This window comes from Enterococcus sp. DIV0240d, from assembly GCF_051711245.1.
GTDB lineage: Bacteria > Bacillota > Bacilli > Lactobacillales > Enterococcaceae > Enterococcus_D > Enterococcus_D casseliflavus.
Genome location: NZ_JBIOMG010000001.1, coordinates 3,286,195 through 3,305,479, shown reverse-complemented (window position 1 = coordinate 3,305,479; position 19,285 = coordinate 3,286,195). Strand labels below are relative to the sequence as shown.

General features: G+C 45.1%; 18 protein-coding genes. 14 read left to right on the top strand and 4 right to left on the bottom strand.

Annotated elements, in window-relative coordinates:
- Positions 1 to 99: 99 nt before the first annotated feature.
- The 3 genes from IGJ25_RS15870 to IGJ25_RS15860 are packed head-to-tail and all read right to left on the bottom strand — an operon-like array spanning position 100 to position 2,581.
- Complete coding sequence (locus tag IGJ25_RS15870) at positions 100 to 573, bottom strand: GNAT family N-acetyltransferase (protein ID WP_005227930.1); 474 nt, start codon at positions 571 to 573, stop codon at positions 100 to 102.
- Between the two features lie 13 nt (positions 574 to 586).
- The gene (locus IGJ25_RS15865) at positions 587 to 1,903 is read right to left on the bottom strand and encodes a sensor histidine kinase (protein ID WP_005227932.1); all 1,317 of its coding nucleotides are present in this window, start codon (positions 1,901 to 1,903) and stop codon (positions 587 to 589) included.
- A 3-nt stretch (positions 1,904 to 1,906) separates the two neighbouring features.
- Positions 1,907 to 2,581 carry a response regulator transcription factor gene (locus IGJ25_RS15860; RefSeq protein ID WP_225000628.1) on the bottom strand — a complete coding sequence of 225 codons (675 nt, stop codon included), beginning with the start codon at positions 2,579 to 2,581 and terminating at the stop codon, positions 1,907 to 1,909.
- Positions 2,582 to 2,713: 132 nt separating this feature from the next.
- Between IGJ25_RS15860 and IGJ25_RS15855 the strand changes: the two genes are divergently transcribed.
- The 6 genes from IGJ25_RS15855 to IGJ25_RS15830 all read left to right on the top strand — a co-directional run bounded on the left by IGJ25_RS15855 (position 2,714) and on the right by IGJ25_RS15830 (position 8,926).
- Positions 2,714 to 3,436, top strand: a complete 723-nt coding sequence (locus IGJ25_RS15855) for a polyphosphate polymerase domain-containing protein (protein WP_015510432.1) — start codon at positions 2,714 to 2,716, stop codon at positions 3,434 to 3,436.
- Positions 3,426 to 4,103, top strand: a complete 678-nt coding sequence (locus tag IGJ25_RS15850) for a DUF4956 domain-containing protein (protein ID WP_159160658.1) — start codon at positions 3,426 to 3,428, stop codon at positions 4,101 to 4,103. Before IGJ25_RS15855 ends, IGJ25_RS15850 begins: the two co-directional genes overlap by 11 nt.
- Positions 4,104 to 4,118: 15 nt before the next feature.
- Positions 4,119 to 5,975, top strand: coding sequence for a carbohydrate-binding domain-containing protein (locus IGJ25_RS15845; protein WP_225000627.1), 1,857 nt, complete (start codon positions 4,119 to 4,121; stop codon positions 5,973 to 5,975).
- 170 nt (positions 5,976 to 6,145) lie between these two features.
- Positions 6,146 to 7,630 carry an ABC transporter permease gene (locus tag IGJ25_RS15840; RefSeq protein WP_225000626.1) on the top strand — a complete coding sequence of 495 codons (1,485 nt, stop codon included), beginning with the start codon at positions 6,146 to 6,148 and terminating at the stop codon, positions 7,628 to 7,630.
- A 10-nt stretch (positions 7,631 to 7,640) separates the two neighbouring features.
- A complete protein-coding gene (locus IGJ25_RS15835) occupies positions 7,641 to 8,306 on the top strand; it encodes an ABC transporter ATP-binding protein (protein WP_016609898.1) in 666 nt (221 codons plus the stop codon).
- Positions 8,307 to 8,473: 167 nt separating this feature from the next.
- A complete protein-coding gene (locus IGJ25_RS15830; protein WP_142964512.1) occupies positions 8,474 to 8,926 on the top strand; it encodes a YaiI/YqxD family protein in 453 nt (150 codons plus the stop codon).
- A gap of 52 nt (positions 8,927 to 8,978) precedes the next feature.
- Here IGJ25_RS15830 and IGJ25_RS15825 read toward each other — a convergent pair whose 3' ends face one another.
- Positions 8,979 to 10,721: an ABC1 kinase family protein gene (locus IGJ25_RS15825; protein WP_015510427.1), complete on the bottom strand. Its 1,743-nt coding sequence runs from the start codon at positions 10,719 to 10,721 to the stop codon at positions 8,979 to 8,981.
- Between the two features lie 182 nt (positions 10,722 to 10,903).
- Between IGJ25_RS15825 and IGJ25_RS15820 the strand changes: the two genes are divergently transcribed.
- From IGJ25_RS15820 to rlmN, 8 genes are all read left to right on the top strand, one after another.
- The gene (locus tag IGJ25_RS15820) at positions 10,904 to 11,998 is read left to right on the top strand and encodes a D-alanine--D-alanine ligase (protein WP_115232835.1); all 1,095 of its coding nucleotides are present in this window, start codon (positions 10,904 to 10,906) and stop codon (positions 11,996 to 11,998) included.
- 86 nt (positions 11,999 to 12,084) lie between these two features.
- On the top strand, positions 12,085 to 13,434 hold the full coding sequence (locus IGJ25_RS15815) for a UDP-N-acetylmuramoyl-tripeptide--D-alanyl-D-alanine ligase (RefSeq protein WP_142965595.1): 1,350 nt from the start codon (positions 12,085 to 12,087) through the stop codon (positions 13,432 to 13,434).
- Between the two features lie 290 nt (positions 13,435 to 13,724).
- Positions 13,725 to 15,248 (top strand): degradosome RNA helicase CshA, encoded by a 1,524-nt coding sequence (gene cshA, locus IGJ25_RS15810; RefSeq protein WP_225000625.1) that lies wholly within the window; start codon positions 13,725 to 13,727, stop codon positions 15,246 to 15,248.
- Positions 15,249 to 15,451: 203 nt separating this feature from the next.
- The gene (gene acpS, locus IGJ25_RS15805; protein ID WP_225000624.1) at positions 15,452 to 15,817 is read left to right on the top strand and encodes a holo-ACP synthase; all 366 of its coding nucleotides are present in this window, start codon (positions 15,452 to 15,454) and stop codon (positions 15,815 to 15,817) included.
- Positions 15,818 to 15,939: 122 nt separating this feature from the next.
- Positions 15,940 to 17,061 (top strand): alanine racemase, encoded by a 1,122-nt coding sequence (gene alr, locus IGJ25_RS15800; protein WP_225000623.1) that lies wholly within the window; start codon positions 15,940 to 15,942, stop codon positions 17,059 to 17,061.
- A gap of 9 nt (positions 17,062 to 17,070) precedes the next feature.
- Positions 17,071 to 17,442 (top strand): type II toxin-antitoxin system PemK/MazF family toxin, encoded by a 372-nt coding sequence (locus IGJ25_RS15795; RefSeq protein WP_005227961.1) that lies wholly within the window; start codon positions 17,071 to 17,073, stop codon positions 17,440 to 17,442.
- A gap of 8 nt (positions 17,443 to 17,450) precedes the next feature.
- Complete coding sequence (locus IGJ25_RS15790; protein WP_005227970.1) at positions 17,451 to 17,747, top strand: hypothetical protein; 297 nt, start codon at positions 17,451 to 17,453, stop codon at positions 17,745 to 17,747.
- Positions 17,748 to 18,047: 300 nt separating this feature from the next.
- Positions 18,048 to 19,115, top strand: coding sequence for a 23S rRNA (adenine(2503)-C(2))-methyltransferase RlmN (gene rlmN / locus IGJ25_RS15785; protein ID WP_231435901.1), 1,068 nt, complete (start codon positions 18,048 to 18,050; stop codon positions 19,113 to 19,115).
- Positions 19,116 to 19,285 lie beyond the last annotated feature (170 nt).

The window sequence follows — 19,285 nt, the reverse complement described above, 5'->3', positions numbered from 1 at the left end:
GGAATATTCCTTTTGTGGAGATAGGGTATTCTACTAGCAATAGTACTGTGAGTGAAGAAAGCTGTGAACATTTTTGTTCACAGCTTTTTTTTTGTTCATTTAGGTGAGAGAACAGCGATAGATGGTGGAAGACTCTCCCCAAGGATGGTAGCCTGTTCCGATCGGTTCAAAAGCAAATTTCTCATAAAAAGTAGAAAGATCCGTACATAGATACAGAGAATCAAAACCAGCTCCAGCAGCACGTTGCTTGGCTGTTTCGATCAAAAGGCGGGCACCGCCTTGGCCACGCCACAAAGGGTCCACATACAAGGCGCAAAGCCAAGGGGTCAAATCCATCCGACTGATGAAGTCGTTGGGGATCAAGCCACCGCAGCCGATGATTTGATAACGTCCGTCTGCTGCGATTTCTTCGTTGACCAGCAGCAGCCATTGCGGCAAAGGATTTGCTGAAAAACTATGGGTCAGGCTATCCTCATAAACCATGAGGGAGTCGGGACCAGCCCACTGTTTTTGGAAGTAACGAATGGCTTCTGCTAAGTAGTCAGGGTGTTCTTTAAGGGTGATGACCTGCATTTGTTTTTCTCCTTTATCCTTCTTTAGGTAAACGAATCTGAAAAATAACCCCTCGTGGCTGCAAATCTTTGACTTGGATTTGTCCCTTGTGCTCTTCAACGATTTGCTTGGCGATCGCTAAGCCTAAACCATAGCCGCCGGTCTCTTTGGAGCGGGAACGATCCTCGCGGTAGAAGCGGTCAAAGATACGGGCTTTTTCTTCATCGGAAATGGCTGGTCCTGTGTTTTTGACCTCGATCAGCCATTGCTTGTTAGAAATCTCCGATAAGAGGGTGATTTTATCACCACTGCTGGTATATTTTAAGGCATTATCTAGGAGGATCACGAGGACTTGATGGATTTTCTTTTGGTCAAAGCAAGCGGTCGTTTTGGCAAAGTTTTCGACAACAAAGTGTTTTTGATCCAATTCGGCAATTTCTTTGAAAGGTTTGACTAAGTCATCGATAAAAGGAGCTAGCTCGATGGTTTCTTTTGTCAAAAGCAATTGATTGGAATCACTGCGGGCGATCGTCAGCAAATCCGCCGTTAATCCAGTCAGCCGCCGAGTTTCCGCTAACGCTTGTGCGATGCTTTCAGATTCTTCAATGATCGTATGATTGGGCTTGGTAAACAGGCGTTCCAGACTGTTTTGAATGATCGTCAATGGTGTGCGCAGCTCATGGGATGCATTTTCGACAAATTCCTGCTGTTTTTTCCAGGAGGCTAAAATGGGGCGCATGTTCAAGCTGGAAAGCAAATAGCTGATCCCGATCGAAAGAATCCAGAAAAAGATCATCGATAAAATCAAAATCGTTTGGAAATTGTTCATCGCATTTTTGATTTGGTTAGTGTTCGCCAAGACTTGGATATAGCCGACACCAGCATCATTTGTTGGTGCTTTGGTGGTGATCGAACGAAACAAAAGGGTCTCTTCTTCCTCTGACAAGGACTGATCCACCACTGAAAAAGATGTGATACTGTCTAAGTGGCTTGTATCTAAAGATAAACTTGCCAGTTGTGAAAAGCGGCCGCCCAAGGTCTGCTTGTTTAATATCTCACCGTCTTCAGACCAGAGAATCAACTGGGTATTGAAGCGATTGGTCCCAGGGATCTTTGGCATGGCACTATCTGGTGGCAATACCTCTAGATTGGATTGCGAAGCGCTGATCTCTGCTTGGATCAAGCGGGTATCTTTGACTGCTTGTTCCAAAGAAATGTCGGTTTGCCGATAAGCCGATTGGTTGAACAATTGGAGGACGATGGTTCCTAAAAGTAAGAAAACCAACGCAAAGGCACTGACATTTAGGAGAAAGGAGTGCAGCCGTTGTCTCTTAGAGCGTTCTTTATTCATAGACTAGGCTCCTTGCATAATATAGCCGACATTTCGCAACGTACGGATCTCTTTGTCGATCCCTGTCTGGCGCAAGTGTTTCCGCAGATTGCTCATATAGACTTCGACGACAGTCAAGGTCGTTTCTGAATCAAATCCCCAGATGCGATCAAAAATCTGTTCCTTAGTCAAAATAATGTTTCTATTTTGTAGAAAATACAGCAGCAGCTCAAATTCTTTCCCTTGGATCGGCAAAAGCTGCCCTTGGTAACTGACCTCATTGGTGCCAAGGTTGCACAGCAATCCGTTATATTCCAGGGTATTTTCATTGAACAAACCTAAGGAGCGTTTTAGCAACGCTTTGATCCGCATCAATAATTCTTCCCGATAAAAAGGCTTGGTCAAATAATCATCTGCCCCTTTTTGAAAACCAGTCACTTTGTCTTCTAAGCCGTCTTTGGCTGTTAAAATCAGGACTGGTGTTTGGAGTTCTTTTTTTCTTAGGGCAGAAAGCACCTCATAACCGTTCATCTCTGGCATCATCAAGTCGAGAATAATCAAATCATAGATCCCCGTTTCTGCCTCGTATAAGCCTTCACTGCCATCATAGGCTTGTGTGACGTCACCGATCTCGCTGACGATTTCTTTCATATTATCAGATAATGTTTTGTCATCTTCGATCACTAATAGTTTAATCATGTTCCCACCTCTTTAAGGATAAGAATAGCACGAATAGCATAAAAAATGCTTAAAAAAACTGTTTTGCCTTAAGCTGCATTTAAGATAGCTGCCGTAAATTCAGTGCATGGATTTCAAGGGAGGAACATTTTTATGAAATTGAAAAAAGTCTTTCAAAGAAAAGAGACAAAATATTTAATAGCCAAGGAGCAATTTCCTGCATTTCTTGCTGAGCTGCAGCAAAGAATGGCGATCGATGAATATGGGCAGCACACGATTATGTCCTTGTATTACGATACCCACGATTACCGCTTTATTCGTCATTCGATGGACAAACCGAAATACAAAGAAAAATTTCGGGTCCGCAGCTATGGCATACCGACAGAGCAGCAGTTAATTTTTTTAGAGATCAAAAAGAAAGTCAATGGCGTGGTCTACAAACGCCGAGTCCCGATGCCCTATGCTGACTATTGCGGCTGGTTGCAAACAGGGGTCTTGCCGTCAATGGCAGAAGCACCGCAAATCGCTGCAGAGATTCACTGGCTATTTAAGCAAAACCCAGACTTGCTGCCGAAAGTGTTGATTGCCTATGATCGCTTGTCGCTGTTTATTGATGATGATAGTGAATTTCGCGTGACATTCGACCAAAACATTCGCTTTCGCACCTATGATCTTATGTTCGGTTCTGGCAGTGAGGGGGCGCTGGTAGCACCTGAAATCGGGGTGTTGATGGAAGTGAAAGCCCTCGGCGCTTATCCATTATGGTTTGTGGAGCTGTTGAACAAATACAGCGTGCGCAAAGGTAGCTTTTCGAAATATGCCCAAACGTATCAACGGCATTTGTTCAAGAAGGAGGAATGGTTACATGTTATCTAGTCTGTTTTCTGGCGATACGAGCACCTTGGAATGGCGTAGCTTATTGATCTGTGTCGCCGCCTCATTGCTTTTAGGAATATTGGTAGCGGCGATCCATATGATCCGCAATGTCTACACAAAAAACTTCGTCATTACCTTGGCGGTCTTACCGATCCTCGTTCAATCCGTGATCATGCTAGTCAACGGCAATCTTGGCACAGGTGTGGCGATCTTAGGCGCCTTCAGTTTGATTCGTTTCCGCTCGGTTCCAGGAGGGTCTAGAGAGATCACCAGCGTCTTTTGGTCGATGGGGATCGGTCTGGCAACTGGGATGGGCTACGTCGGCTATGTCGTGATTTTTTCCATCATCGTGGCGCTTTTCTTGACCCTTTTATACACGGTACCCTTTGGCGATCGACAAGCCACGAGTGAACGAGAACTGAAAGTCACGATTCCAGAAGATTTGGATTATCCGCAACTATTCGATGATCTCTTTGAAAAATATACGCATTCTGCCAAACTGACATCGGTTCGAACGACCACGATGGGGAGCTTATATGAGTTGCGTTATCAGTTGCTGTTAAAAGACCAAGCGCAAGAAAAACAAATCATTGATGAAGTTCGGGTTCGTAATGGCAATTTACCCGTTGTTTTAGGCAAGCTCACCGCTAACCGCGATGAGCTGTAGAAGGAGGAACCTCTTATGAAAAAACTCATTTATCCGCTCTTACTCTCATCGCTGCTCCTAGGCGCTTGTGGGCAAACCGATAGTAGTAGCACGAGCAGCAGCTCCAGTTCTGCAGCGGCTGTTTCAGGTTCTGCCGCAGTGACCAACGTTGCAACGACTCTTGATGATGCTACGGACTATTATGGCAGTTACGAAGAAGAAGACGTGGATCCCTCCTACGATGAGGCGACCGCCACGCAACTTGAATTGAATGACAGCGATACGACGGCTGTTGATGGCGTTACAGTGGAAGACCAAACGGTGACGATCACGCAAGCTGGTACCTATGTCGTCAGCGGTTCCTTAAGTAATGGCCAACTGGTTGTCAACGTCAATAAAGAAGAAAAAGTCCATCTGATCTTTGCGGATGTCACGATCACCAATGAAGACGGGGCGGCAGTCGTTATCGAACAAGCAGAAAAAGTCATCACGACCTTAGCCAGTGATACGACAAATACTCTGATAGATGGCAGCAGCTACACCTTGGCGGAAGGTGAGACGGAACCAGATGCCGCTTTTTATAGTAAAGAAGATTTGTCCATCAACGGTGATGGAACGTTGGTGATCACAGGAAATTACAGCAACGGGCTGCGCAGCAAAGATGATTTGGTTTTAGCTGGTGGCACGATTGAGATCACAGTGAAAAACAATACCATCAAAGGAAAAGATTCCGTGTCGATCTTGGCAGGGAACTACACACTGAACACCACTGAAGGAGATGGCATCCAAGCGAATAATTCGGAAGATGCGGAAAAAGGCTACGTTGCGATCGATGGCGGTACCTTTACGATCCAAAGTGGGCGTGATGGCATCCAAGCAGAAACGAATTTGAGCATCCAATCAGCCGATCTCACGATCAAAACGGCTGACGGGGCACAAAGTCAGTCGCTAGTGACGGATGAAAGCTACAAAGGATTGAAAGCTGGCGGTGTGATGACCATCAGCAGCGGTACCTTTGCGATCGATAGTGCAGATGATAGCCTGCATGCCAACGATACCATCAACATCACAGGTGGTACGATCACTGCCAGCAGTGGTGACGACGGCATACATGCGGACAATGAATTGACGATCTCCGATGGGACGATTGCTATCGAAGAATCCTATGAAGGACTAGAAGCAAGTGTGATCACGATTGCTGGTGGTACGACACACGTCGTGGCTAGCGATGACGGGATCAATGCCGGTGGCGGCAGTGATACAGAGGAAACCACTGGCCAATTTGGGCAAGACAGCTTTGGTGGCGGTCCTGGCGGTGGCGATACCGCAGATGACAGCAAACAAGTCATAATCACTGGCGGAACGTTGGTGGTCGATGCCGAAGGGGATGGCCTGGACAGTAACGGCAATGTCACTATGAGTGATGGGGTCGTCATCGTAAATGGTCCAACGACCGGTGGCAATGGCGCTTTGGATTATAACGGGACGTTTGAAATCACTGGCGGTGTCTTGTTAGCTGCTGGTACGACCGATATGGCCATGAATGTCAGTGGGGGAAGTCAACAGTCGATCGGGATCAGTTTCGATCAAACCCAAGCAGCAGAGACCCTTGTGACCTTAAAGGATAGTCAAGGACAGACGATCTTGTCCTATGCACCAAGCAAAAGCTACCAACATGTGGTTCTTTCTAGCCCAGATTTGACGGATAGCAGCTATACATTGGTCAGTGGGGGAACGAATGATGCGCAAGCTGTTTCTGGTTATTATGCTGGTGGGACCCTTAGTGATGGGACGGAATTAGGAACGTTGCCCGTCACGGAAACGATCGCCAACTTGACCCAATCAGGAGCGACAGCGACAACCAATCAAATGGGCGGCGGCTTTGGCCGTTAGTTGAAGATTCCTCGATCATTCCCTGGGGGTCATCAATAAAACGTGCAGATCGCAGAAGACAGCTGCGGTCTGTTCCAACGTTTTGAAAAATTAGGGGAAGATTTAAGTTCAATTTAAGCTAAGGTTCTTATAGTCGAAATACAATAATTTGCCATTCAGGAGGAACAAAGATGAATTTTTTGAAACGAGGGCTCCAAAGTTTATGGGCGAAAAAAGGCCGGAGTCTGCTGCTGATCGCCGTATTTTCTGCAATCTTGATTTTTGTATTGGCGGGTTTGACGATTCGCAGTGCAGCGCTAGTAGCGACTGAAAATGCTCAGAAAAGTGTCGGCGCAATCGTGACGTTGCAAGCCAACCGTGAGCAGGCTTTTCAGCAAAGAAGTTCTTCATCTGACAGCGATGACCAGAGCACACGTCCAGATCCAGGGAGTTTTCAATCGACACCTGTAGCGATCACAGATGCCCAAGCAATCGCTGATTTAGACGGGGTTGCTTCATATAGTTTTGAAGTCAGTACCTCGGCTGATGCCGTCAGCGGGATCGAACCGATCTCTAGCAGTGACTCCTCGACAGAGTCAGAAGCAACCGATAGCAGCGAGTCGGGGCAAATGGGCGGTATGCCAGGAGGTATGCCTGGTGGGAGTATGAGTACAGGTGATTTCCAAATCACTGGCGTATCAACCAGTGCGGCGTATACGACTTTTTCGGAAGGAACAGCGACGATCACGGATGGAGAAGGAATTACTTCTGAGGACGAAGGCACAAACCAAGTCTTGATTGAATCCTCACTAGCTGAAGCGAATGATTTAGCGGTCGGAGATACGTTTTCAATCACTGATGCAGAGGACAATGAAGTAGAAGTGACGGTCAAAGGAATCTATGAAACGAGTGAAGTTGGCAACAGCATGAGCCAAATGTTTAACTTTCTCAACCCAGCCAACACGATCATTGCCTCTTATACCCTTGCCAATACGTTGAGCGGCAATGAGGACACCATTGATTCAGCAACCTATACCTTGAGTGATCCGTCTGAAATGACGGCATTCGTGGAAGAAGCAGAAGGATTGATCGATACAGAAACCTATAGCATCCAAACCAATGATCAGATGTATCAATCGATGCTGACACCGTTGAATAATGTCGCGAGCTTTGCCAAAAATATTATTGTGTTAGTTGCTGCTGCCGGTATCATTATTTTGACGTTGATCGTGATGATGTCGATTCGGGAACGTCGCTATGAGATTGGCGTATTGCTCTCTTTAGGCGAGTCACGAGCCAAAGTGATCCTACAGTTTTTCACAGAGATTTTTGTCTGCATGGTATTTGCTTTAGGGATCGCGGCCGCTAGCGGCAATCTTGTCGGTAATGCCGTCGGAGAGCAATTATTGGCACAGCAAACCGAAACGACGACGGATCAGGCAGCTGCTGAAAACGCTGGACCTGGAGGCGGAGAGATGCCGCAAATGGGCGGTAACCGTGGCGGTTCTTTCCCATCCTTCACCCAATCAGCAGAAGTGGAGTCCTTAGAAATTACCGTTTCCCCTCAACAAATTGGTCTATTGGCATTACTCGGTCTAGGGATCAGCTTTGGCTCGATCTTACTCTCGTCGGCGGGCATTTTGCGGCTGAACCCGAAAAAAATCTTGGTTTCTTAGGAGGAACGACATGACATTACGAACAGAACAATTAGGCTATTGGTATCAAAGCGAAGCAGAAGCCCTGTTTCGTGGCGTTGACTTGACCTTCGAGCCTGGCAAGATGTATGCGATCTTAGGTTCCAGCGGATCGGGGAAAACGACCTTCCTGTCGCTGATCACAGGCCTAGATACCCCGAAAGAAGGAAAGATTTTCTACAACGAAGAAACGTTAGCAAAAATCGGGCTGCGGGAGTACCGCCGCAAAGATGTGTCCATCGTGTTCCAAGCCTATAATCTATTGCCTTATCTGTCGGCATTGGACAATGTGGTGACAGCGATGGCGATCGCGAAGTCGCAGCAAGCCGATAAAAAGGCCTACGCTTTAGCAAACTTAGCCAAAGTTGGCATCACGGAAGAGCTGGCACTGAAAAAAGTGACCCAATTATCGGGTGGGCAGCAGCAGCGGGTGGCGATCGTTCGCGCATTGTGCTGTGAGCATGAGCTGATCGTAGCCGATGAACCGACTGGAAACTTGGATGAAACGACGTCCAAAGAGATCGTCAAACTGTTTCAAGAAATTGCTCATGAGCAAAAAAAATGTATTATCTTAGTGACCCATGAGCAAGAAGTAGCCAAGGCTTGCGATGTCGTTTATGAGCTAAAAGAGCGAGCCTTTTCTAAAGTTGAAGGATAAGCTTTGCTTAGGGTAGCTGCTAGTTATTAGGGCGGAGGCAGTTGCTCTTCTTGAGGCTTTAAATACATCCTCAAGGAAACGGCTGTAAAGTCTGCTTGCATCTTCGCCTTGCTCCTCTTACAATAGAAGTAATTGTAAACGAAGAAACTTGTGAGGGGAGTGTGGAGATGCGACTTTTTATTGACGGCGATGGATCGCCAGTGAAAAACGAAGTGATCGAGCTGGCTCAGCAATATCAGCTGCCGGTGGTGATCGTCACCAGTGTCGATCATTACACGACCAAAGATTATCCTGCCCATGTTCACTTTGTCTATGTCGACAAAGGCTCGGATCGTGCGGATTATGAAATCGTGAAGGAAATAGAGCCGGGTGATTTTCTCGTTACCCAAGATTATGGGTTAGCCTCTTTGGTCTTGCCGAAAAAAGCGCGGGTTTTTCACCATAACGGCACAGAGTATTTGCCAGAAACGATCGATTTTTTACTTGGACAACGCTACTTAGGTGCGCAGATGCGTAAAGCAGGCAAGCGTACAAAAGGACCGAAGCCCTTTACGAAAGAGGATCGGGAAGCCTTCAAACGAATCTTTGAAAACGAATTGCGACAGATCCTTGCAAAATAAGCACCCTCAAGACCCAGCTTCTGCATGAACCACGGGAATTGAAGGTGCTTATTTATTTCTTGCGAAAACGATCATAGAAGTATTTGCTGACTAAAGCCACGATCGCGAAAAATGCTAAGGTATATCCGAAGATCCCCATCTGATGGACGAAGGCTCCTTGTTGCGGGCTGGCGACCACCAATAAGGAAGAGCCAAGGATGACCGCAGCTAGAATAATACCGATCACCAGTCGATTGACCATCTGATCAAAGCGGTCCAATAGCTGTTTTTGTTCGCGGATCTCTAGATTCAATCGGTGTTTACCAGTCGCAAAAGTGTCTAAGACAGCCAAGGTCCGATCGGGAAGATGGCTAAGTGCCCGCAAGCTTTTTGCGGTTGCCAAGGCGCTTTTTTTCACCTCGTCTTCAATACTCAGCTGCTGTAGGAAATATTTTTGTGCAAAAGGCTGAGTGACTTCCATCATTGATAATTCGGGATCTAAGGCTTTGATCACACCTTCCAAGGTACCAAAAGCCTTGATCAGCAAGGTGATGTCTCGATGCATCTGCAGTTGGTTATCATGGCAGATCGTGATGACTTCCGCCATCACTTTTTGCAAGTCGATATCCTTTAGCGGCATATTATAGTAGTTTTCAACAAATTTTTGCAGGTCTTGGTAGAAGGCGACTTCGTCAAAGGAACTGCCGCTGCTGTTGCACAACCGCAAGACGGCTTTACCGACTTCTTGGGTGTCTTGGGTATAAAGAGCAATCAACGCATCGGCTAAACGGCTGCGTAAAGACTGATCCAAATGACCCATCATCCCAAAGTCCAAGAAAATCACTTGGTAAGGCGGCATGACAGCTTCTTCTTGCCATTTCAACGAATAATCGACCCCGCCGAGGACACCGACGCGCTGCTTGACTTGAAATGGTTGTGGGCGGTTGGCTTGATCCGTGAAGACATGCAAGAAAAGATTGCCAGGATGTGGATCAGCGTGAAAGAAGCCATCTTCAAAGACTTGTTTCATAAAGTTTTCGACTAATAGCGTCCCCACTTGTTTTTTCACGGCTTTAACAGACTGATTGTCATAAACGATGTCTTGATTTTTGCGGGTCAGTAAGCAATTCAAGCTTTCACCTGCCATGTAATCCATGACTAATACTTTTTGGGTACACCATTCGGGATAAACTTTTGGCAATGCCAACTGCGGGTCTTGGTGATTGTTGCGGTAGAATTCCTGTGCGTTTTTCATCTCTTGCAAAAAATTTGTTTCATTGGCAAGTGATCGTCGGACTTCGCTTAGCACGCTTTTTAAATCCACCACATTGGCTTCTGGAATTGCGCGAACCAACGGCAGGGCTTTTTCAAAAAGATCGAGATCCACTTGAATTGCCGCAATGATCCCTGGATGCTGTACTTTGACGATCACTTCTTTGCCGCTGAGCAAGTTTGCTCGATGAGCTTGTCCGATGGAAGCTGAGGCGACTGGAATTTCATCAAAAGCGGAAAAAACTTCCGTTAGCGGTTGCTGCAGTTCTGCTTCCAGCAGTGCTTTGACCTTGGGAAATGGATCACTTTTGACATTGTCCTGCAGCTGCTTGAATTCATCGACAAAGGTGCTGGAAAGCAGATCATTGCGGACCGAAAGCATCTGCCCGATTTTGATAAATGTTGGTCCTAATTCTTCAAACGCTTGACGCACCATTTCGGGGTGCTGCTGTTTGCTGATATTTTGAACGACTTTGTATTTCAAAAAGACTTGAACGATTTGTTTTAATCGTCCTTTTCTAGAAGGAGCGGTTTGTTCTGTCATAGGTCCCACCTCTTTAAACGTGCCGTGATATATTCATAGTACTGACAAAATGAAAAACATTCAACTAACGACTGTGTAAGCTTAAAGAAATTTCTGCAAGATTTAATGCCGGTTGGTCGATTTTGTGCTAAAATGTGGAAGACTTAGTTTGGTAGAATCAATGAATACAGGAGGAAATTCTTTTGAAAATCATTTTATTATACGGGGGACGCAGTGCAGAACATGAGGTATCACTGTTATCCGCTTTTTCAGTTGTTAATGCTGTATATTATAATTACTACCAAGTTCAATTAGTAATGATCACCAAAGAAGGACGCTGGTTAAAAGGCCCATTATTGACTGAGGCGCCAACGTCTCCAGATACTTTGGCATTGACCAATGAAGAAACCAAAGGGGAAGAAATTTCACCTGGGGCAATCTACGAAGAAGACGCGATCGTCTTTCCTTTACTTCACGGACCAAATGGCGAAGACGGCACGATCCAAGGGTTTTTAGAAACCATCGGAATGCCTTATGTCGGAGCCGGTGTCTTGACTAGTGCCTGTGGGATGGACAAAATCATGACCAAGTATATCTTGCAAGCTGCGGGGATTCCGCAAGTTCCCTATGTACCAGTCTTGAAAAATGCGTGGAAAGAAAATCCGAAAAAGATTTTCGATCAATGTGAAGGCAGTCTGCTTTATCCAATGTTTGTCAAACCTGCCAACATGGGCTCAAGTGTCGGTATCTCGAAAGCCGAGAACCGTGAAGAACTGCAAAATGCGCTACAAGAAGCGTATCGCTACGATACCCGAGCGATCGTTGAACAAGGAATCGAAGCCCGTGAGATCGAAGTAGCCGTTCTTGGAAACGAAGACGTTCGGACCACAATGCCGGGAGAAATCGTAAAAGATGTTGCCTTTTATGATTACAATTCCAAATACATTGACAACCGAATCGAGATGCAGATTCCTGCACAAATTCCAGAAGAAACACAAGCCAAAGCTCAAGAGTTTGCGAAAAAAGCCTATACGATGTTAGGCGGCAGCGGATTGAGCCGTTGTGATTTCTTTTTGACCAATAAAAATGAGCTCTTTTTAAATGAGCTGAACACGATGCCTGGGTTCACTGAATTCAGCATGTACCCACTGCTATGGGAGAAGACCGGCTTGCCTTATGGGGATTTGATTGAAGAATTGATCCAATTAGGGATGAATCGTTTCAATCAAAGACGTTCGTTCTTGACCAATGTAGAAGCAACAGAAAAAGAAGCAGAAAACGAAAACGAAGCAGAATAAATAGCAGGAAGAAAGCCAGCTCAACTCAAGGAAAATACTTGAAGCGATCTTGTGCTTTCTTTTTTTAGGAAAAAGGAGCGAACCTGATGAATTTTACTGTAAAAGAAGCCGCTGCCGTATTTGGTCAGCAAATTGAAAATGAAACGCCACTTGCCTCTGTGGAATTCGACAGCCGTCTGATCAAAGAAAACAGTCTCTTTGTTCCCTTAGCGGGGACCCGTGACGGACATGAATTTGCCCAACAAGCCAAAGACAATGGGGCGATCGCCACACTGTGGAGCCACCCTACGATCGAACCGCCGCAAGACATCCTTGTGATTCCTGTCACGGATACCGTCAAAGCGTTCCAACAATTGGCACGAGCGTATAAAGAAAAGCTTGCACCGAAAATCATCGGTATTACTGGAAGTAACGGGAAAACGACCACCAAAGATATGGTGGAAGCGGTCATGGCCCAAAAGTACCAGACCTATAAAACCCAAGGCAACCACAACAATGAACTAGGCGTGCCTTTGACTATCTTGCATGCGCCAGAAGATACCCAAGTGTTGATTTTAGAAATGGGAATGGATCATGCAGGTGAAATCGAAGTCCTTTCACGCTTAGCAGAACCTGACGCTGCCGCTATCACGTTGATAGGCGAAGCCCACATTGAAAACTTAGGGTCCAGAGAAGGGATCGCCAAAGCCAAAATGGAGATCACCGCAGGATTGAAAAAAGACGGCTTCTTTATGATGCCAGCTGATGAACCATTGTTAGAGCCCTTTGTTCCCAATTTAACGCAGACCATTGAAACTTTTGGCTTAACTGAGGGAGATCTACAAGGAGACATCGTGGAGGAATCGCAAGATCAGACGATTTTTACGGTAGCAGGTACCACCTTTACCTTACCGGTCTTAGGCGGCTATAATGTCAAAAATGCCTTGATCGCGATTGGGATAGGACGTCATTTTGGTGTAGCAGATGAAGCGATCAAGGAAGGCTTGGCGCATTTTCAATTGACGAAAAATCGGACCCAATGGGTGACTGCTGGTAATGGGGCAGCGATTTTGAGCGATATTTATAATGCCAATCCGACGGCCATGGGTCTTGTATTGGATAGCTTCCGCAAATTGCCTTTAGCAGGACGACGGATCGCCGTATTGGCAGATATGCTTGAATTAGGACCAGATTCTCCACAAATGCACGAGCAGATGGCCGCACACTTAGACGACTCGTTCCAGCTAGTTTTCCTTTATGGCAAAGAAATGCAGGCATTGCAAAAACGACTAGCGAACACTGCCCTTGCTGACAAGGTGCGCTATTTTGCGATCGATGAAAAACCACAGCTGATCGCCTCCTTAATAGAAACTTTAGAACCTTCCGATAGCCTAGTGATCAAAGGCAGCAATGGCATGGGCCTGAGTGAAGTCGTTGATGCACTAAAAGGAATGTAAAAGGGAGTTGAAATCTTGCTGAAACTTTCAAAGCGTGTTATACTTATCTAACGCCGAAAGATGAAGCACAGAATGATTACTGTAAAAAACATTGACGTTTTGAGATAAAATGATGGCTGAGACAAACAACACTTGTTTTAGCCTTTTATAATGCCTTCGTGAAGCGGTTTTTCGGTACCGAGAGAAAGATAAGAGTAAATGGGACTACTCTTGTGTTTCTGAAGAACTAACCTACGCTTCGATGATAGAAAAACAGGCATCGAAAAGATGACCAGCCTAGGAGGATCCATTTGAAATTTAAAGATCTAGAATTATCCAACGAATTATTGACTTCTGTTGAGCGTGCCGGCTTTGAAGAAGCAACACCCATCCAAGAAGCAACGATTCCATTAGCCTTAGCAGGCAAAGACGTGATCGGTCAAGCACAGACCGGTACTGGTAAAACCGCCGCATTTGGTTTGCCAATGTTAGAAAAAATTGACCCAATGAACCATCAACTACAAGGATTAGTGATTGCCCCAACCCGTGAATTAGCGATCCAAACCCAAGAAGAATTGTACCGTCTTGGTAAAGACAAAAAAATTCGTGTACAAGCAGTTTACGGTGGAGCCGATATCGGCCGTCAAATCCGTCAACTAAAAGATCGTCCCCACATCGTAGTTGGTACACCAGGTCGTATGTTAGACCATATCAACCGCCACACCTTGAAATTAGGCACCGTTGAAACGCTTGTATTAGATGAAGCGGATGAAATGTTGAACATGGGCTTCTTGGAAGATATTGAAAAAATCATCAGCCAAGTACCAGATGTTCGTCAAACATTGCTATTTTCAGCAACAATGCCGCCAGCAATCAAAAACATCGGCGTGAAATTCATGAAAGAGCCTGAACATGTACAGATCAAAGCCAAAGAAATGACCGCTGATTTGATCGATCAATACTATGTTCGTTCAAAAGACTACGAAAAATTTGATATCATGACTCGCTTATTGGATGTGCAAACGCCAGAATTGACCATCGTTTTCGGTCGTACGAAACGTCGTGTCGATGAATTGGCGCGCGGCTTAGAAGCCCGCGGCTATAAAGCAGAAGGCATTCATGGAGACCTTTCTCAACAAAAACGAATGAGCGTTTTGCGTTCATTCAAGAGTGGTCAACTAGATATCTTAGTTGCCACAGACGTTGCAGCTCGTGGATTAGATATCTCTGGTGTTACACACGTTTACAACTACGATATCCCTCAAGACCCTGAAAGCTATGTTCACCGGATTGGACGTACTGGTCGTGCTGGAAAAGGTGGAATGTCTGTGACTTTCGTTACACCAAACGAAATGAGCTATCTGCACGTCATTGAAAACTTAACGAAAAAACGGATGACACCAATGCGCCCACCGACCGAAAAAGAAGCGTTCAAAGGTCAATTAGGTGCCGCAATCGAATCTGTTGAAACCAAATTGGATGAAAATGGCTTAGATAAATACTTGCAAGCAGCCGACGATCTATTAGAACGTTATTCTGCACAAGATTTAGCAGCATTGCTTCTAAAAACTATGGCAAAAGATCCTGCTGATTTAGCACCAGTGAAGATCACACCAGAGCGTCCATTGCCTCAAGGGAAAAAATCATTCAACAAAAATGGTCGTCGCAGCAACAATAGCAACGGCAATCGTAACCGCAAAGAAAACGGTGGGAACCGTGGCGGCGGCAACGGCAATAAAGCCCGCGGCAACTATTCAAAAGATGGTGCCCGTAAAAACAATCGCCGCAGCAACGACAAAAAACGCGGTTTCGTAATCAGAAACAACCAAGACTAATTAAGTTTGTGGACCTTGTAAGGAAACTTGCAAGGTCTTTTTTTATATAAAAAACAAATACGAACGATTAAAAATCTTAATCTCCGTATAAACTCGTCAGATTTGAATGGTAATTCGCCATTTTTTTGGTAGAATGGTAACTAGCTGAACAAGGGATATTTCCAATTTGGAAAACCCTATCTTAGGTGAAGGTAGAGAAAAGAATGATCAAAGGAATCGGGATCGATGCAGTCGAGCTGCCTCGAATGAAAGAATTAATTGAAAAAAAACCTCAGTTTATAACGCGTATTTTAACAGAGAGGGAAGCAAAATTATTTGCACGCTTGGCGCTGAAACGTCAGGTAGAGTTCCTTGGCGGGCGCTATGCCTGCAAAGAAGCGTTCTCGAAAGCTTGGGGGACAGGGATCGGCAAAGTTTCTTTTCATGATATTGAAGTCTTGACCAATGAATTCGGTGCCCCGATCGTCACTAAAGCACCGCATCCTTTAGAAAAAACGTTTGTCAGTATCACCCATACAAATGATACTGCTTTTGCACAAATTATTTTAGAAGTACTAGATAGTGAATAAACCAAGTTGAAGTAGTCTGTCAGTCAAGAAGACTTTGATACTTCATGGACGAACAGCCGACTACATAAAACCAACTTAATTTGTTCGTCTGATCAAGCACTAGTAGAAAGAAGGAACTGGAAATGGTGGTTGCTTACCATAGACCAACGAAAGCGATAATTGATACAACTGCGATTACCGAAAATATCAAACATGAGATTGCTCACTTACCAAGCGAGACATTTCTTTTTGCGGTGGTCAAAGCGAATGGTTACGGACACGGAGCGGTTCAAACCGCTCTTGCAGCCAAAGAAGGCGGCGCAGATGGTTTTTGCGTTGCGACGATCGATGAAGCGATCGAATTGAGAGAAGCAGGGATTACTGACCCGATTTTGATCTTAGGTGTCGTGAATGTGTGTGATATTGCCTTGCTGACGACCTATGATTTGTCATTTCCAGTCGCTTCGATGGACTGGCTGCTAGAAGCAGGCGCTTATTTAGAGGAGAACCCTCTAAATAAGCCGCTTAAAGTGCATATCAAGGTGGATACTGGTATGGGGAGAATCGGCTTTTTGACTGTCGAAGAAGTGCGCCAAGCCGTTCTTTGGTTAGAAGATCACCTCTCTTTTGAGTGGGAAGGGATCTTTACCCATTTCTCCACAGCGGATCAAGTAGACACGAGCTATTGGGAAACCCAGCACCAACGTTTTAAAGAAGTCTTAACTGTTTTGCCCTATTTGCCGACATATATACATACAGGCAATAGCGCAACCTCTTTATGGCACAAAGAAGCAGTAGGAAATATGGTCCGTTTTGGGATCGCAATGTATGGGTTGAACCCATCAGGTCATGCGCTGAGCGAACCATTTTCCTTAAAACCTGCGCTTTCGCTCGTTTCTGAACTGATACAAGTGAAATTACTTGAAAAAGGAGCGGGGATTGGCTATGGTGAAACATATATCACTCCACGTCAGGAATGGATCGGCACCGTGCCTATCGGTTATGCTGACGGCTGGTTACGAAAAATGCAAGGCTTCTCGATCTTAGTAGAAGGCGAGCGTTGTGAGATCGTCGGTCGAGTGTGTATGGATCAATTGATGATTCGTTTGCCGCGGGCATTTGCTGTCGGTACACCAGTCACCTTGATCGGTGAGAATCATGGGGAACAAATTACGATGCAGGATGTTGCAGACCAGTTAGAAACGATTCACTATGAAGTAGCGTGTACCCTTTCAGCAAGGGTTCCGCGAGAATATAAAAGTTAGGGTGGTCCTATGGTAAAAAGGGGAGATATTTATTTTGCCGATCTTTCACCAGTGGTTGGATCGGAGCAAGGCGGGATACGTCCAGTCTTGATCATTCAAAATGACTTAGGGAATCACTTCAGTCCCACAGTGATCATTGCGGCGATCACGGCAAAAATGGCGAAGCCGAAATTACCAACGCATATTGGGATTTCCGCTTCTTGCACAGGGATTGGCAAAGACTCCGTCATTTTGATGGAACAGATTCGCACGATCGACAAAAGCCGTTTGAAAGAAAAGGTTTGTCACTTAGACGATAAAGTGATGTGTGAAGTCGATGCTGCCTTGATGATCAGTATTGGTGTTGAGCCGACTTTTGCCACATCAACGATCGAGGTGTAAATCTGTCAATGGGGTATGTAGTATTAATAGCAGTTGTCATTTTATTGAGTTTCTTTACGTATAAACATATTCGCCGTTTTCTTTCAGAAACAAAAAAGCGCAACGAAACCATGGAACAAGGATATTATCTTGTGAGTCATACATATGAAGAAAAGCGGGAACAGACACATTATTACGGCGTTTTTCAGCAGGGAGACAAAGAGCTGATACTAGAAATGTCGCTACAACTTTATTTGCAACTGCAGCCGCCGCAACGGGGCATGTTGACCGCCAAAGAAGGCAGAGTGCTTTCTTTTGAAATGTGATCATGTAATGAAAGTAACGCGCACGAGGAAACAGCCCCCTCATGAAAACAAGCAGGAAAGAGCCACTTTGTTTCGTACATCGGAGCAGGTTCTGTCACTGCTTGTTTTTTTCATGCAGGTCTTTGTGAGAGGTTTCCTGTGGACAAAGATTCAATGAATGGAAGAAAGAGCATCTTCAAAAAAGAGGAATACCACAAAAGCGTGGGGCTAGAATGCTTTGAAGATCAGCCAATGTACGGTTGCTTTTCACAAAGAATTCAGTTATAGTATGTAGCGACTAGTTTGAAAAGAGGGAAAAAAGTGAACCCATCGATTTATGGACTTACCAAATCAGATCTATCTTTGTGGATAACTGAACAAAAAGAAAAGAAATTCCGTGCCAACCAAGTTTGGGAGTGGCTCTATGAAAAACGAGTAACCAGCTTTGAAGAAATGACCAACCTACCGAAACCTTTGATTGAGAAACTGTCGGCAGCCTTTGTGATCAATCCCCTGAAACAGATGGTGGTACAAGAAGCCAGTGACGGAACCGTCAAGTATTTATTCCAATTGCCAGACAATCACATGATTGAAACGGTCTTGATGCGTCAAGAATATGGCATGTCCGTTTGTGTGACGACCCAAGTCGGCTGCAACATCGGCTGTACGTTTTGTGCCAGTGGGTTATTAAAGAAGCAACGAGACTTAACGGCAGGCGAGATCGTGGCTCAAATCATGTTAGTACAACACTATTTTGATGAACGCAATGAGGGGGAACGAGTCTCTCACGTGGTGGTCATGGGGATCGGCGAACCCTTTGATAACTATGACAATGTGATGCATTTCTTACAGATCATCAATGACCCGAAAGGCTTAGCGATCGGCGCGCGGCATATTACTGTGTCAACCAGCGGCTTAGCGCATAAAATTAGAGAGTTTGCGGAGAACGGCTTGCAAGTGAACCTAGCGATTTCGCTGCATGCCCCAAATAACGAAGTCAGAACCTCCATGATGCGGATCAATCGGAGTTTCCCGATTGAAAAGCTGATGGCAGCGGTCGACTATTATTTAGAAAAAACCAATCGTCGGATCACATTTGAGTACATCATGCTGGATCATGTCAATGACCGGCCAGAACATGCCCGTCAGTTGGCTGCTTTATTGAAGGATAAAAAGAAATTGTCATACGTTAATTTGATCCCATATAACCCAGTGAGTGAGCATGACCAATACGCTCGAAGTAAAAAAGCCGATGTGCTAGCCTTTTATGACATTTTAAAGAAAAACGGCATCAATTGCGTGATCCGTAAAGAACACGGGACAGATATCGACGCAGCTTGCGGACAGCTGCGAAGCAAACAAATGAAAAAAGAAGCCTCCGCTTCTTAAACGTAAAAAGCAAAAGAAGGACTGCACAAGCGCAGTTCTTCTTTTTTTATTTACTATCAAAGTAATTAAAAAACACATTAAAGAAAGCGTATTCCTCGAAAGAAAATTCAAAAAACATTGTTTTACAAGAAAAAAATAGATTATACTAAAAGCTGGTATCCATTAAAAAT